This window comes from Methylophaga sp. F7 (assembly GCF_056863975.1).
This window is the reverse complement of record NZ_CM166511.1, coordinates 324,962-339,703: the sequence shown is the minus strand read 5'-3', so window position 1 is coordinate 339,703 and position 14,742 is coordinate 324,962. Positions and strand designations below refer to the sequence as shown.

Below are 14,742 nucleotides of genomic sequence, written 5' to 3'. Positions count from 1 at the left end.
ATGTCTATTTGGCCAGGCCAAGGCTGCATCGACGGAATCTGTTACGCTGCAACTTAAATGGCGACATCAATTTCAGTTTGCCGGTTATTACGCCGCTATTCAGCAAGGTTATTTCCAACAGGAAGATTTGCAGGTTACGCTGCGAGAACGCCAACCCGGTATTAATGTTATCAATGAAGTCACCAGTGGCCGTGCAGATTATGGCATTGGTGGTATCGGACTACTGGCAGAATATGCTGCTGGCTCACCCATTAGAGCCTTGGCTGCCATTTTTCAGCATGATGCATTAGTGCTGGTCAGCAAAACCCAGTCTGGCATTGTCAGCCCGTATGAAATGCTTGATAAACGCATCATGTTTGACGATTCGGCCGGCAACGATGCTGTTTTCCTCGCTATGTTTGCTGATGCCGGTATTTCCCCACAGGATTACAAACTCATCCCGCAGGATCTGCAACTTGATAGTTTTATTAATGACCGGGTTGATGCAATCTCAATTTATCGAACTGATCAGCTTTTCACATTGGAACAGCTGGGCGTTAAGGTCAATATCATTAATCCCCAAAGCTATGGTTTTGATTTTTATGGTGACATTTTGTTTACCGGGGATAGAGAGCTTCGCAATAATCCAGGTCGCGCTGAGCGGTTTCGACGGGCTTCGTTAAAAGGCTGGCGCTACGCACTGGAAAATCCTGAAGAAATTATTGATGTGATAATCAATCAGTATGACAGCCAGGCCAGTCGCGAACAGCTACAACATGAAGCCAGAGAAATTCAGAAACTGATATTGCCTGACCTGATTCCTTTGGGCCAATTGGATCCGGCTCGTCTTCGCCGCAGTGCTCAGATATATGAACGGCTGAATATTGCACCACCACTCTCCGAGGCCCAATTAGAGGGCTTTATATATCAATCCAATGCTGCATTGCGACTGACCCCAGAAGAACAATCATGGCTGGAGGATAACCCTGTCATCAAACTCGGCATTGATCGGGATTTTGCACCTTACGAATGGATTAACAGCAAAGGGAATTATCAAGGCCTGGCAGCTGAATATATTCAGCTATTACAGGCCAAGCTTGGCGTGGAATTTGACATCATAGACGATAAACCCTGGCATGAAATTCTCGCAATGGCACAACGGGGTGAGCTGGATATGCTTTCCTGTTTGCACATGAGTCCCGAACGTTCAGAGTATTTATTATTCAGTCAGCCGTATATCACTAATCCAGTGGTCATCGTCAATGCGAATCGCTTCGGCTATATCGGTCACCTGGACAATCTGAGAGGCAAAACTGTCGCAGTGGAAAAAAGTTACCATGTTCAGGAAAATCTGGCCCGGAATCATCCTGATATAAAACTTATATTCACTGAAACCACACTCGAAGCTTTAAAAAAGGTCAGTACCGGCGAAGCCGATGCTTATGTGGGAGATGCTGCATATGCCAACTATGCCATCAAACAAGCCAACCTGATTAACTTGCAATTTTCCGGACAAACTCAGCAATATAATGCATACAGGATGGGGATAAACCCTTCTCATCCTCAGCTGCAATCCATCATTAACAAGGTATTAAGCAATATATCAGCTGATGAACGTCAGCGAATTGAGCAGACCTGGATGGGGCTAACCATCAATAATGGCGTTTCGCAGTCAACCCTGCTCAAAATACTGCTGACGATAGCCGTGATTATTCTGCTGTTTGTATTCTGGGTGTTCAGACTGAAACAGTCGGGTCAGGTATTAGCGCGAAACGAATCCAAATTACGCAGTATTGTTAATGCCTCTCCTATTCCGCACATGTTAAGTGACGGCAAAGGCAGGATTCAATATCTCAACAAAGCCTTTGTTGATAGCTTTGGCTATAACCTGGAAGACTTACCCAGCCATAAGGTCTGGCTGGAAAAAGCCTATCCCGATCCAAACTATCGTCAACGCAGCAAACTGGCTTGGGAGACTTTTGTAGCTCAGGCAGAGCAGCATCCACTGCCCTATCGTGGTGAGGCGGTTGAAGTGAAAGTGATGACCCAGCAACAACAAGCCAAACAAGTGATAATTTCCAGCACCGCAATTAATGATGGTCAGGCCGATGTCTTTATCACCATTTTTTACGATATTAGCGAACGTAAGCTCGCTGAGGAAAAGCTCAAATTATCAGGCCGGGTATTTAACCAGGCACATGAAGGCATTCTGATCACCAAACCGGATGGTCGTATTGTCGATGTGAATCCGGCATTTTGTGATATCACCGGTTACAGTCGTGATGAAGTCATTAATCAACAGCCATCAATCCTCAAATCAGGTAAACATCCCGAGTCATTTTATCGGGAGATTTGGCAAAGCCTTATTGAGAAAGGCTACTGGCAGGGAGAGATCTGGAATCGTCGCAAAAATGGCGAATTATTAGCTGAGTTGTTAACCATTTCCACCTTGATGGATGATCAAGGCGATACCTTGCATTATCTGGGCTTATTTTCCGATATAACTGAAATTAAGGAACAACAGCAGGCGCTGGAAATGATGGCGCATTATGACATGCTCACCCAGCTGCCCAACCGCACATTATTTGCAGATCGATTCCAGCAGGCTATTGCACACAGTATTCGTCAACATAGTCTGCTGGGAGTCATTTTTCTGGATCTGGATGGATTCAAACCGGTCAATGATAACTATGGTCATGAAATCGGCGATCAAGTACTGATTGAGGTGGCCCAGCGAATAAAAGCCTGTATTCGTCTGGATGACACCGCATCACGACTGGGTGGAGATGAATTTGCTATTTTGCTCAATGACATCAGTTCGGTAGAACACTGCGAACGATTGGTCAGCAGACTGTTACGCACCATTCAACTGCCTTATCGAATTGATGGCGATATCATCCAGTTAGGGGCCAGTATGGGGGTAACACTCTATCCACTGGATCAGTCCGATGCAGATACGTTGCTGCGTCATGCTGATCAGGCCATGTATCAATCAAAACAGACAGGCCGAAATCGCTACTCAATTTTTGATGCTGTGCATGACAAGCAAATTCTGCTTAAGCAAAGCCAGTTGGACAATTTACATCAAGCCTTTAACAAAAATCAGTTTTGCCTGTATTACCAGCCGAAAATTAATATGCGTAATGGGCGCATTCATGGCGCGGAAGCGCTGCTTCGCTGGAACCATCCTCAGCAAGGTATCCTGGAGCCAGCAGCTTTTTTAAGTTCAATGGCGGGCACTGAGCTGGAAATCCGTATTGGCAACTGGGTCATTGATCAGACGTTAAAACAGTTACAAAATTTTCATCAGCAAAACAGAGTCATTGAAATCAGCGTGAATATTTCCGCGCATCATCTGCAATGGCCAGGATTTTTTGACCATCTTGATCGGTTATTGGCCAAATATCCGGACTTGCCAGCCGAATATTTGCAGCTGGAAGTGCTTGAAAGCAGCGTGTTAACAGATATCCAGAATATTTCAGCGATTATAAGTACCTGCCGTGAAGGCCTAGGGGTAAGAATCGCACTAGATGATTTTGGCACCGGATACTCATCATTAAGCCATTTGCGGCATTTGCCGGTTGATGTGATTAAAATTGACCAGAGTTTTGTCCGCGACATCATGGATGATCCCAATGATTTCACCATAGTGGAAGGCGTTATTGGGTTAAGTCATGCATTTCAACACCAGGTTATCGCCGAAGGGGTAGAAAGCATTGAACATGGTTTGATGCTGATGACTATCGGTTGCGATATGGCACAGGGATATGTCATTGCCCAACCAATGCCAGCAGATGAATTAGGCCTGTGGATGGAGGATTACCAGCCGGAATCACGCTGGCTGAATCATGCACATAATACCTTATCCCCCCAACAGCGCCTGCTGGCATTAATGCAAATGCAGGGCGAGCAGTGGTTACAGCGAGTAATTGATAATCTGCACAGCAGTCCTGCTCAAATTAGCAGCTGGCCATTAATGAACCCCAAACGCAGCCATTTTACGCACTGGCTGGAGCAGGGTAAGCAGGAAGAGCTATTTAATCAATTATGGCTGGATCGACTCAAATTAGCCTATTACGAATTATTTCATGCCGCTGCCGGGTTACGAAATCAATTCGAAGAAAATGAAATCGCGTTAGCTCGTAAGGGTGTAGAAGATTTACAAACGTTATATGCTGAAATTAAGCAGATGCTTGCGACCCCATCATAGTGGTGATACTGCGTAATTGTCACATTTAGCTATTGGTGGATTTTAAGATTTAAGTCAGATTTTCCAGATCTCATTTCCAAAACTGGAATCTTATGATATCGGGTATAAATACAAGACCATCAGACTTCGTCGATAAGATCCCGTTCGGCATCCCACCCAGATTGTTTGGCTTGATTAATTGCCGCATCGTGAATACGCATAAATTTCTGTTGCATCTCCGGTGGCAGGTTTGCCACCCTGAAACCATATTTTTCCCATTCCAGATTAACCTTGCGCCACAGATCTTCAAGTCGTTGGACTACCCAGCCTTCACAGGTTTCGGTCTCCGGTATTAAACCAAATACCCAGGCATCACGGATGATTTTCCCGGTGTCGGTCATGCCACCATTTATTTCTTTATCAATACCAACGTAACGTTTTTGATCTTTCATGATTATTCCTAGGGCTTGTTGATCTTTCATATCCACCACTGCTGGTGGCTATTTTTTCGTCCTACAAGACGGAAATGATGCGATGTAGTTGTTCTACATAAGTCATTTCCAACGCCGTAGGGCGGAAAAATAGCCCCAGCCCTTTGGGTTGTGACTGAAAAAACGCCACTCTTCGTTGCTCGTCACTTATTTATAACAACTAAAAAGCGCTCCTCGTGCCTTGATTGACGCTTTTTCAGCTCACAACAGAGGCGGAGATGAAAGATCAACAAGCCCTAACGGGTCAGGCTGGCAAATAAAGTGGGCAGTTTTTCAGGCAACCGATCCACATGGTCAACAATGGTGTAGTTATTTTCACCAAAAATTCGTTTAACGTAACTATCAGCATTAGCATCCAGCGTCAGACAATAAGTCATCACACCACGGCTCCATAATTCATCCACCGCTTTGCGGGTGTCATGTCGTAAATGCTGAGGATCGCGCTCATCTATATCCGAAGGTTCACCATCGGTGACTAGCAATAATAGCTTGCGACGTTCCGGCTGTTTTAATAACTGTTGAGCGGCATGGCGCATTGCCGCACCCATCCTGGTTGATAAACCACCTTTCATTCCAGCCAATCGAGCTTTTGATTCATCATCAAAGGGCTGATTGAAATCTTTAAAGCGGAAGTATTGCACATCATGTCGGCCATCCGAAGCAAAGCCATGTAAAGCAAATGGATCACCGATGCCATTGATGGCCGTAGCAACTAAGGTGGCTGCTTCGCGGGTTAAATCCAGAACCGTCTTATGACTGCCTTCGATAACATCATTGGTTGATTCCGATAAATCCAGTAACACTGTCACGGCTAAATCCCGATTTTTTATCACATTGCGCATGGTGATACGTGTGTTGGGTTGCTCGCCCATACGGATGGCAATCATCGCATCAACTGCAGCATTGATATCAATCTCATCACCATCTTCCATATTGCGAAGCCGTTGTACTCCGGCCGGAGACAATAAGTCGATGATCTGCCGGATACGATGTGCCACCGGTTTGTATTCTTTCAGAATATTATCGATGTCATCTGGATCGCCTTTTTTGGGACGATACTCATATACCGTGCTCCAGTCGGGACGATACAGCTGCACCTGATAATCCCATTCCTGATAATGATAGGGTTCTGAGACGGGATCTTTACCCCACATCTCATTAAAGCTGACCGTTGCCTCACCGGCATCTTCATACGGCATGAACTTGGTGGAACACACCCAGATTTCCTGAGCATCATCGCCAGCCAACTCACAATCCACTTCATTGGCCATTTCAACGGCACTGACATATTTACGTATCTGTCGCTGGCTCGCTGGAATATATTCCGCTCCGTGCCTCAGGAAATCGAATTCTTCAAACTCCCAGACAAAACGATTATCGTCGCGATAAGGTAAACGAATAGATTCTAATATTCGTAAACTGGGTACCTCGCGCTGTTCGGCAAACAGATGAAATAATTCCATCCCCATATCCCAGCTGAACTGGTTATTTTCTGCTTGCTCAGCAATATTTTGATGGAATCTTTCCGCCAAGGCATTTAATGGGTCATCGTTGTTTTTAATCGATGCATCATGCAGGCTGCGGGCAAATTGTTCGAGTTTTAGCAGCCCCTTATGCTCAACATCCTGACTTTGTTCGATATTTAACAAGCTGCCCCAGAGTTTCTGCAAACCGGGGAAATCCTGTATCGCCAGATACTCAACCCGTGCGTCTTCCAGCAGTCCGATAAAAAACATTTGCGCCGGACTGAGTTGTTCGGCCGAAATCGGTGCTCGGGTATATTGAATGTGTGCTGCCAGATGGGCGGCCTGGGCTCGGTAGAGCTCCAGACCAGTGATACCCTCAAGATCGTCAACAGCATCCGGCAAATGCATGACAAAAAGTTCGATATAAGGTTTGAAACCTTCATAATCCGCCGCTGTAGGACGCAGAAAGAAATCCCTGCCCCATAATGCCCGCAGATAGAAATTCAGTTTGCGTTGGGTATCAATAAACAGCGTGCCGCGGCGTTCCTTCTGCAGCATCTTCTTGCTGTCAGCGGTTTCCAGAGCAAAATATTTGACCAGGTTATTCAAGTCGCGCCGGTAGGCTTCGGCTCCAAAATTAGCCCAGCGGCGTAAACCGGACAAGGTGAGTTTGGATAATAATTCATCAATAATGCCGAGCATTGGCCTTAAGCCACGGGAAGCTTTGGCAGACAGTTGATGAATCAGGCTCAAATACCCGCGTAATAACTCCGGGTCGCCCAACCGTCTGGCAGCAGTTGGTAGACTATGAATCATCAGCGCAATAACCTCACCCGAGGTCATTGACGATAATTTCATTGCCGCATTGATGCAATCGCGTATTACGTCCTCGCCACATTCCTTGACCACTTGCGGAATATCTTCCAGAAAGGCAACCACCAGTTCTTTACCCCGTCCCAGCTCTGCCAGGCCTTTGGCACCTTCCATATATTCCTGCAAACCAGCTGGCGACATGATTCTGGCTGCATCCTGGAAAGTACTGTCCAGCGTATGCACCAGTTCCGGCGCTATCTTTTCAAGCTGTTCGCGGTAATCGTCTAGATTGACGCTCATGATGTGATATCCAGACCGGAGAGACCGGGTCGGCCTTTATCAACTAACAAAGAAGGTATGAACAGCGGCTTCCAGCGTTTCACGCATATCCGGATCATCGGTCAATGGCGTGACTAATGTCATCTGGCAGGCAGCCAAAGGTTCAACCCCTTCTGCAATCATTTGCCCTGCATAGACCAACAATCGTGTGGATATACCTTCATCCAGGCCATGGCCTTTCAGGTTGCGTGCCCGATGGGCAATCTGTACCAGTTTTTTGGCTATCTCGGCATCGACACCGGTTTCCCTGGTGACAATTTCGGCTTCCAACTCGGCATCAGGATAATCAAAATTCATTGCCCCGAAACGTTGTTTGGTGGATTGCTTGAGATCTTTCATCAAACTTTGATAACCGGGGTTATAGGAAATCACCAGTTGAAAATCTTTATGGGCTTCGACCAGTTCACCTTTTTTATCCAGCGGCAGACTACGACGGTGATCGGTTAACGGATGGATAACAACGGTTGTATCCTGACGTGCTTCCACCACTTCATCCAGATAACAGATTGCACCAATACGTGCTGCAGTGGTCAAGGGTCCATCCTGCCATTTGGTGCCATCTTTATCGAGCAGAAAACGCCCCACCAGGTCTGAGGCGGTCATATCTTCATTACAGGCAACTGTGATCAGCGGGCGACCTAGCTTCCAGGCCATATATTCGACAAAACGCGACTTACCGCAGCCTGTCGGACCTTTCAGCATTACCGGCATGCGTCGCGCGTAAGCGGCTTGATACAGTTCCACTTCGTTACTGACCGGACGGTAAAAAGGTTCTGTTTTGACTTTATACTGTTCAGCAATTTTCTCGCTCATCGCAGTAACCTCAGGGTATTCAAGGGGAAGACTTTTTGTACAAGTTTGCTTGAATAAGTCCCTGACGCTGCGGTCAGGGACTTATTCGATTTGATGTTATACCGACTGACCGCGGAACACGACCATTTCTGCGCCTTTGGATTGAGCATAGTTATCATAACCCACCAAGCGGACATGGTTTTTCGGATGTGCTTTGTGGCAGGCTTCGGCTTCAGCCAGAATGCGATCCACATCGGTTTCACCGAATAAAGGCAGCTTCCACATATACCAGTAGTGACCAAACGCATTTTCTGGTTCAGTGTGCTCTACTGCAGGGTTCCAGCCCTTGCTGACGATGTATTCAACCTGTTTACGGATACGTGCAGCATCCATTTCAGGTAAATACGAGAAGGTTTCAAACTTGCGGCTTGAAGTATCGGCCAGGCTTGAAGCGTAATCTTGCATTTCACTCATTGTCATTTCCTCAAATAATGGCGAATTCGATATCAGTTAACGATGGTCAACAGCACCGACCAACATCACTTACTTATGTGCAACGTCTAATTTGTCGACAGTGTCGAATTCGAATTTGATTTCTTTCCAGGTTTCCATCGCCACTTTCAACTCTGGACTGTGTTCAGCAGCGGCGGTCAGGATTTCTTTACCTTCTTTTTCCAACTCTCTGCCGTGGTTACGTGCTTCTACGCATGCTTCCAAAGCCACGCGGTTGGCAGCTGCACCCGCCGCATTACCCCATGGATGACCCAAAGTACCACCACCAAACTGCAATACCGAATCATCACCAAAGATGCTGACCAGTGCAGGCATATGCCATACGTGAATACCGCCGGAAGCGACCGGCATGACGCCAGGCATGGAAGCCCAATCCTGATCAAACATGATGCCGCGACTGCGATCTTCTTTGATATAAGAATCACGCATGATATCGATCCAGCCCAGTGTTGCAGCCCGATCGCCTTCCAATTTACCGACCACAGTGCCTGAATGCAGATGATCACCACCTGACAAACGCAACATTTTGGTCAAAACGCGGAAATGAATACCATGGTTCGGATTACGATCCAGTACCGCATGCATTGCCCGGTGAATGTGCAGCAACATGCCGTTATCACGACACCAGTTGGCCAGACCGGTATTAGCGGTGAAACCGCCCGTCAGATAGTCATGCATGATGATTGGTGCACCCAGTTCTTTGGCATACTCGGCACGTTTGTACATTTCTTCAGGGGTTGGCGCTGTGACGTTCAGATAGTGGCCTTTACGTTCGCCCGTTTCGATTTCGGCTTTGTCGATGGCTTCCATAACGAAATCAAAACGTTGTCTCCAGCGCATAAATGGCTGTGAGTTAACGTTTTCATCATCTTTGGTGAAATCCAGACCGCCACGCAAACATTCATATACAGCACGACCGTAGTTTTTTGCAGACAGACCCAGTTTTGGCTTGATGGTGCAGCCCAGTAATGGGCGACCATATTTGTTCATGATGTCACGTTCAACCTGGATACCATGAGGAGGTCCACCACAAGTCATTACGTACGCAACAGGAATCCGCACGTCTTCCAGACGCAAAGAACGTACGGCTTTAAAACCGAAAACGTTACCCACCAGAGAAGTCAGCACGTTAACGACTGAACCTTCTTCAAATAAATCGATCGGATAAGCGATAAAGGCATAGAACGCTTCATCGTTGCCGGGAACATCTTCAATAGCGTAAGCACGGCCTTTGTAATAATCCAGGTCCGTCAGCAAATCGGTCCAAACTGTGGTCCAGGTACCAGTTGATGATTCCGCCGCTACCGCAGCAGCCGCTTCTTCACGTGGCACACCCTCTTGAGGAATAACCTTGAAACAGGCCAGAAAATCGGTGTCTTTTGGAGTGTAATCGGGCATCCAGTATGTTTCGCGATACTCTTTTACACCCGCTTGATAAGTTTTTGCCATGGTGCTCTCTCCAGGTATATGCGCAAGCAGATTAATCAAACTGTTACTTTGGGTTAGTCAGAGCCTGTATATCTCATAGTTATCTTGAGATGGACAAATTTTGTCTCCAGCCATGGTGGCTGTGAAAACGAATTTTATCCAAATGTAACCCAGCGACTATTTCATGTCTGAGGTAAAAATAGTTGACTTGACCTATTAAAACAAGTTAATAGTTTTTATCCTTGTCATAAATTAAAGTTATATATGTTACATGCCTCATTACAACAGTTACGCCTATTCGAAGCGGTTGCACGCCTGAAGAGCATTACCCGTGCGGCAGAAGAAAAACATTTAACCCAACCTGCCGTGTCGATCCAAATGAAAAAACTGGAAGAATCAGTCGGTATGCCTTTATTTGAAAGCGTTGGGCGGCAGTTACATCTTACTGTCGCAGGTAATGAACTCTATGATGCCTGCCGAGATGTTTTACAACGTCTTGCCGATCTGGACGCCGCATTAGCTGATTTACATGGTGAGGTTGCTGGTCCGGTAAACCTTGTTGTGGTCAGTTCTGCCAAATATTTTCTACCCTATCTTTTGGGCAATTTTATTGCGCGCTATCCCAAAGTTGAACCGAGGCTACAGGTAACTAATCGAGCCAGACTACTCGAACGTCTCGATGCCAATGAAGATCATCTTTATGTCATGGGTCAGGTACCAGAAGACCTGCCAGTGGTTGAGTACCCGTTTTTAGAAAATGTTCTGGTGATCGTCGCCCGGCCTGACCATCCATTGGCCAAACAAAAAAATATTTCATTAAAAACTATCTCTGAACAACGACTGGTTGGCCGCGAACCAGGTTCGGGCACACGCAAAGCGGTGGAAGAATTATTTGCCAAAAGCGGTTTAAAAGTCTCACCGTATATGGAATTAGGTGGAGCGGATGAAATCAAGCACGGCGTGATGGCGGGTTTGGGACTGGCAGTATTATCACTACATAGCCTGCGGTTAGAGCTGGCAGCAAAAAAACTGGTGGTCTTGGATGTAGAGAACTTTCCATTAAGACGGCGCTGGTATGCTGTGCATCGGCAAGGCAAAAGACTATCACTTGCCGCAAAAACATTTCTGGAGTATCTGCAACAGGAAGGTGAACAGGAAATCGAGCATTTACTAACAGATAACCTGTCTCTTCTTACTGACAACCCAGACGTTTAGCCTGGGCAATCAAGTCCGCCACCGAAGCTTGCTGTTGATTCCGGCATCGGCTGAGAAAGCTCCTCTGAGTGCCAAGAGAATAAGTGTTCTCGATAAATCGACAGTTATTCATTGATGCAGATTTATCCCACCCCGCGAGGTATTGAACGGGTTGCGAAAAATTGCCTTTCTGAAAGAGCACCACCTCAGCCGGACGCTGTTGGATTCTACTCAGGTGTACCTGGAATTTATCATCGCAGTCCAGCCGCTGCAGAGAATGTTGTTGATATAAATGCTGCATCGTTTTGATTTGAGCTTGCTGCTCCAGCTGTTGCAGCTTTGGCTCAATCAAAAGCAGATATCCTGCAAATATCACCACCAACACGATTGCAGCAGCAAATGCTCTGCGAGTCCAATCCAGCTTCTCGACTAGCGTGAAGATAACGCCGGCAAGGCATAATAAAATGCCCGCATAGAAAAAAAGCGGAACCAACCAATTTGCATAATGCGAAGGACTACCGATTAGACCAGCCAAATAGCCATAAAAAAATATCCCTCCAAGTAATAAACCAGCAAGAAGACTTACAGCAAACCTGGCAAGCAATAACATCATGCAAAATGACTAAAAAACCGAAAATCAAAAGATTTCCGGTGTTTTTTGGAAAGCTTATTTTTCTTTGAGCAGATCACGAATTTCCGTTAACAGAATTTCTTCTTTAGTTGGCGCTGGTGGAGCTTCAGGAGCAGCCTCTTCTTTTGCTTTCAGTGAGTTCATTGCTTTAATCACCAAAAAAATCACAAAGGCAATAATCACAAAATCAACAATGGTTTGAATAAACTGTCCATAAGCGATAACCACTGCCGGCGTTTCACCAACCGCTTCTTTAAGCACTATTGCCAGATCCTTGAAATCCACTCCCCCCAGTAACAAGCCCAGTGGGGGCATAATCACATCAGCTACAAATGAGGAAACAATTTTGCCAAAAGCGACACCAATGATAATACCGACGGCCATATCTATCACATTGCCACGCATCGCAAATTTCTTAAATTCTTGTACCATGCTCATATCTGCTCTCCTTTTTGACTTTAATAAATTTCCCGATAAAACAGTTTTTTACGGCTTTTATATCAGCAGTTTAGAATATATGACATAAATAATTATTTGTCGGTAAAAATTAGCGGACAATAGAAGGAATGCGATTTTTCCACTGACACTTACTTCGTCACTCGATAAAGTTATAAGGCTTAATATATGGCTATTGGTTTTTTTCAAAAACGTATTGAAGAGATTATCGACAATGTTGCGAACTCTGACGATACAACCTCATTAACGGCCGAACAACTGGCGCAATTGTCCTCAGAATTGGCATTATATTTTTCGACCATTTTGCTCACGCTTGCTGGAGCTTTGCTGATCGCAATCTTTGTTTTATGGATTTTGAAACGACGTGCAAATCCCGCTACAACCGCCAATAAAGAACTTGAACGTCAACGCTTATTGCAGGACCTTGAAACCCAATTTCTGACTATCAGCAATCAACCCTCGGTATGGTTAAACAACAGATCAAATTTTGACGCCAAACTGGTCTATGAATTCTCACTGGCATTGACGCCGGAAGTACGCTGGCATGTCCCACAAACAGTTGAAACATCATGGCATATGGGAGATCGGCTGATCACGATTACAGATCAGCAAGATTTGCTGACCGCCAGTTTGCTTGATGAAATATTGCTCTGGTTCCGTCGCCTGGACCGGGCCGTTGCCGGAGAAATCATCAAAGTTGAAGATATTTATAGCTTATGGCGCCAGATATTGCCATTTGCCATTGATAACCGCTTCAGCTTTATGGCCGCTTACTTTGCAGAAGATAACCGCGGTAGCATTGATGATATTGAAGCAGTACGACAAGTCCTGATTGGGGTGATTCGTTATTGTCAGCAACAAAAACATTCACAACCACTGAGTTACATTAATGGCAGACTGGATCCGCTATTCTTCGATCAGCTGCCTAAAGGAATGAAAACGGGTATTGAAGCGGCAAGACACAACACAGTTCGCAAGGATCCGGTAGTGATGGATGAGGTTTCTGTCCCGGTGCAACAAAATAGAACTGAGCGAAAAGAACCTGTCGTTACTTCGCCGGAAAATGTTGCTGAAACATCCAAAAAAACCACTCGTAAAGAGCCTATCGTCAGCTTTGATGATGTGGATGTCGAAACCAAAAAACCGGGGTAATATTCAAGATCTGAAATCAGTCAGAAATAAACAGTTGATGTGTCAAGCCATAACACATTAGTTTTGTTGGGAGATGCTGAGTAATGAAACATTATTCATTAGTCTTTTTGCTCTGCCTTAGTACGACACATGTCTGTTTTGCTCAACAAACTGACAATATGCATATTATTATTGATGGTCGCCAGCCATTGAAAAGCGAAGATCAGAGCACTTGGTTAACCCATCCGGCAATTTTGCAGGCGGCCAATCTGGCGAGGTCATACTGGCTAAAACAGAACACCGTTTATCAGGAAGATTTTCGGATTATGGCAAGCAGCCAGGGAAACTTTACCCGGTCCGAGAGTCGACAGTCAGCAGTATTGTATTTGCTCAGTCGATGGCCACGTTGTTGCAGCAATATGGGACTCGCCATTATCGAAGATAATCAGCTTGTTCGTAATATTGTGTTTGCCGGTGGCACGCATCATTTATTTTCTGTCGCTGATATTAATCATGACCAACTGGATGAACTGGCATTGGTTAGTAGCTTTGGAATGGGTGGTAGCAATGAAACAACTCTACGTATTATTTCGTTGCCTGCGAGGGAAACTGTTTTATTAGGCACTATGCCACTTGCTTATGACAATTGTGCAACATTGCGTGAAGACAGCCTGCTCAGCACATTTCGGATCAGTATTAATAACGATGCTGTAGATAAAATTGAACTTGAAGAATTTCAGGCAGACTGTGAGCACCCAGAAGATGTGATGGTCACTTCGGTTAAAAGCATCATGATCGAAACAAAGCAACTTAACGACGAATATATTGATTTGCCGATTAACTAAGGACTGACATTCGCATTTTTACAGACATTGGCTAACACTGCCATAGCCAGATCAATCTGATAAGTCGGTTGTCGATGCTCGCGCAGAAAGAATTGCTGTACTCGATAGGCTTGTTGCTCTTTTTCAATGCGCTGTTCACAACGCATTTCATCGATTACCAGTTCGCCATTAATATCCTGAAGATAATGTACCATTTCATGCACTATAAAACCCCGGGCACTTTGGTCCTGCTGCAACTCCATTCGCTCATCATAGAAAATTGTCCGAGTCTCGGTATCGTAATAGGCAACGGCGGTACAGAATTGATCATCACATAATGTCTGCAGCAGCTGCTGATGACTAACGGCCTCAACTGTTGGCAACTTAATCGGCTGCTCAAAGCTGGTTAAAGTTACTGCCCATATCATCAAATCATTGATTAGCTCTTGCATATCTCTGCTCCGGTGCTTTTGTACTAGAGTCTGTTTATCTCTCA

At 45.5% G+C, this 14,742-nt stretch carries 12 protein-coding genes; 4 read left to right on the top strand and 8 right to left on the bottom strand.

Annotated elements, in window-relative coordinates:
• Positions 1-127 precede the first annotated feature (127 nt).
• Positions 128-4,189, top strand: coding sequence for an EAL domain-containing protein (locus AC08OG_RS01735; protein WP_482929949.1), 4,062 nt, complete (start codon positions 128-130; stop codon positions 4,187-4,189).
• 119 nt (positions 4,190-4,308) lie between these two features.
• Here the strand turns inward: AC08OG_RS01735 and AC08OG_RS01730 are convergent, their stop codons facing one another.
• The 5 genes from AC08OG_RS01730 to AC08OG_RS01710 form a co-directional block, all read right to left on the bottom strand.
• Positions 4,309-4,620, bottom strand: coding sequence for a hypothetical protein (locus tag AC08OG_RS01730; RefSeq protein WP_482929948.1), 312 nt, complete (start codon positions 4,618-4,620; stop codon positions 4,309-4,311).
• Between the two features lie 275 nt (positions 4,621-4,895).
• Positions 4,896-7,238 (bottom strand): nitric oxide reductase activation protein NorD, encoded by a 2,343-nt coding sequence (locus tag AC08OG_RS01725; RefSeq protein ID WP_482929947.1) that lies wholly within the window; start codon positions 7,236-7,238, stop codon positions 4,896-4,898.
• Positions 7,239-7,277: 39 nt separating this feature from the next.
• Positions 7,278-8,090, bottom strand: a complete 813-nt coding sequence (locus AC08OG_RS01720; RefSeq protein ID WP_292354496.1) for a CbbQ/NirQ/NorQ/GpvN family protein — start codon at positions 8,088-8,090, stop codon at positions 7,278-7,280.
• Between the two features lie 96 nt (positions 8,091-8,186).
• On the bottom strand, positions 8,187-8,543 hold the full coding sequence (locus tag AC08OG_RS01715; protein ID WP_014705744.1) for a ribulose bisphosphate carboxylase small subunit: 357 nt from the start codon (positions 8,541-8,543) through the stop codon (positions 8,187-8,189).
• A gap of 69 nt (positions 8,544-8,612) precedes the next feature.
• A complete protein-coding gene (locus tag AC08OG_RS01710; protein ID WP_292354492.1) occupies positions 8,613-10,031 on the bottom strand; it encodes a form I ribulose bisphosphate carboxylase large subunit in 1,419 nt (472 codons plus the stop codon).
• Between the two features lie 243 nt (positions 10,032-10,274).
• Here AC08OG_RS01710 and AC08OG_RS01705 point away from each other — a divergent pair, with 243 nt between their 5' ends.
• Positions 10,275-11,225, top strand: a complete 951-nt coding sequence (locus AC08OG_RS01705) for a LysR family transcriptional regulator (RefSeq protein ID WP_482929946.1) — start codon at positions 10,275-10,277, stop codon at positions 11,223-11,225.
• Here AC08OG_RS01705 and AC08OG_RS01700 read toward each other — a convergent pair.
• Both AC08OG_RS01700 and mscL read right to left on the bottom strand, forming a co-directional pair.
• Positions 11,203-11,817: a hypothetical protein gene (locus AC08OG_RS01700; protein WP_292354488.1), complete on the bottom strand. Its 615-nt coding sequence runs from the start codon at positions 11,815-11,817 to the stop codon at positions 11,203-11,205. The genes AC08OG_RS01705 and AC08OG_RS01700 overlap by 23 nt on opposite strands.
• Before the next feature lie 54 nt (positions 11,818-11,871).
• A complete protein-coding gene (mscL, locus tag AC08OG_RS01695) occupies positions 11,872-12,273 on the bottom strand; it encodes a large-conductance mechanosensitive channel protein MscL (protein WP_292403791.1) in 402 nt (133 codons plus the stop codon).
• Positions 12,274-12,459: 186 nt separating this feature from the next.
• On the opposite strand from mscL, the gene AC08OG_RS01690 reads away from it, so the two are divergent.
• Both AC08OG_RS01690 and AC08OG_RS01685 read left to right on the top strand, forming a co-directional pair.
• Positions 12,460-13,443 (top strand): hypothetical protein, encoded by a 984-nt coding sequence (locus AC08OG_RS01690; RefSeq protein WP_292354484.1) that lies wholly within the window; start codon positions 12,460-12,462, stop codon positions 13,441-13,443.
• A gap of 83 nt (positions 13,444-13,526) precedes the next feature.
• Positions 13,527-14,267: a hypothetical protein gene (locus AC08OG_RS01685; RefSeq protein WP_292354482.1), complete on the top strand. Its 741-nt coding sequence runs from the start codon at positions 13,527-13,529 to the stop codon at positions 14,265-14,267.
• Here AC08OG_RS01685 and AC08OG_RS01680 read toward each other — a convergent pair.
• The gene (locus tag AC08OG_RS01680) at positions 14,264-14,698 is read right to left on the bottom strand and encodes a hypothetical protein (RefSeq protein WP_292354480.1); all 435 of its coding nucleotides are present in this window, start codon (positions 14,696-14,698) and stop codon (positions 14,264-14,266) included. The two genes, AC08OG_RS01685 and AC08OG_RS01680, sit on opposite strands and share 4 nt — an antisense overlap.
• Positions 14,699-14,742 lie beyond the last annotated feature (44 nt).

Bases quoted from the DNA above. Each gene is read 5' to 3' on its own strand.
- AC08OG_RS01680 (WP_292354480.1), bottom strand. From the start codon at position 14,698: ATGCAAGAGCTAATCAATGATTTGATGATATGGGCAGTAACTTTAACC.
- AC08OG_RS01715 (WP_014705744.1), bottom strand. From the start codon at position 8,543: ATGAGTGAAATGCAAGATTACGCTTCAAGCCTGGCCGATACTTCAAGC.
- AC08OG_RS01725 (WP_482929947.1), bottom strand. From the start codon at position 7,238: ATGAGCGTCAATCTAGACGATTACCGCGAACAGCTTGAAAAGATAGCG.
- AC08OG_RS01720 (WP_292354496.1), bottom strand. From the start codon at position 8,090: ATGAGCGAGAAAATTGCTGAACAGTATAAAGTCAAAACAGAACCTTTT.
- AC08OG_RS01685 (WP_292354482.1), top strand. From the start codon at position 13,527: ATGAAACATTATTCATTAGTCTTTTTGCTCTGCCTTAGTACGACACAT.
- AC08OG_RS01710 (WP_292354492.1), bottom strand. From the start codon at position 10,031: ATGGCAAAAACTTATCAAGCGGGTGTAAAAGAGTATCGCGAAACATAC.
- AC08OG_RS01730 (WP_482929948.1), bottom strand. From the start codon at position 4,620: ATGAAAGATCAAAAACGTTACGTTGGTATTGATAAAGAAATAAATGGT.
- AC08OG_RS01705 (WP_482929946.1), top strand. From the start codon at position 10,275: ATGTTACATGCCTCATTACAACAGTTACGCCTATTCGAAGCGGTTGCA.
- AC08OG_RS01690 (WP_292354484.1), top strand. From the start codon at position 12,460: ATGGCTATTGGTTTTTTTCAAAAACGTATTGAAGAGATTATCGACAAT.
- AC08OG_RS01700 (WP_292354488.1), bottom strand. From the start codon at position 11,817: ATGATGTTATTGCTTGCCAGGTTTGCTGTAAGTCTTCTTGCTGGTTTA.
- mscL (WP_292403791.1), bottom strand. From the start codon at position 12,273: ATGAGCATGGTACAAGAATTTAAGAAATTTGCGATGCGTGGCAATGTG.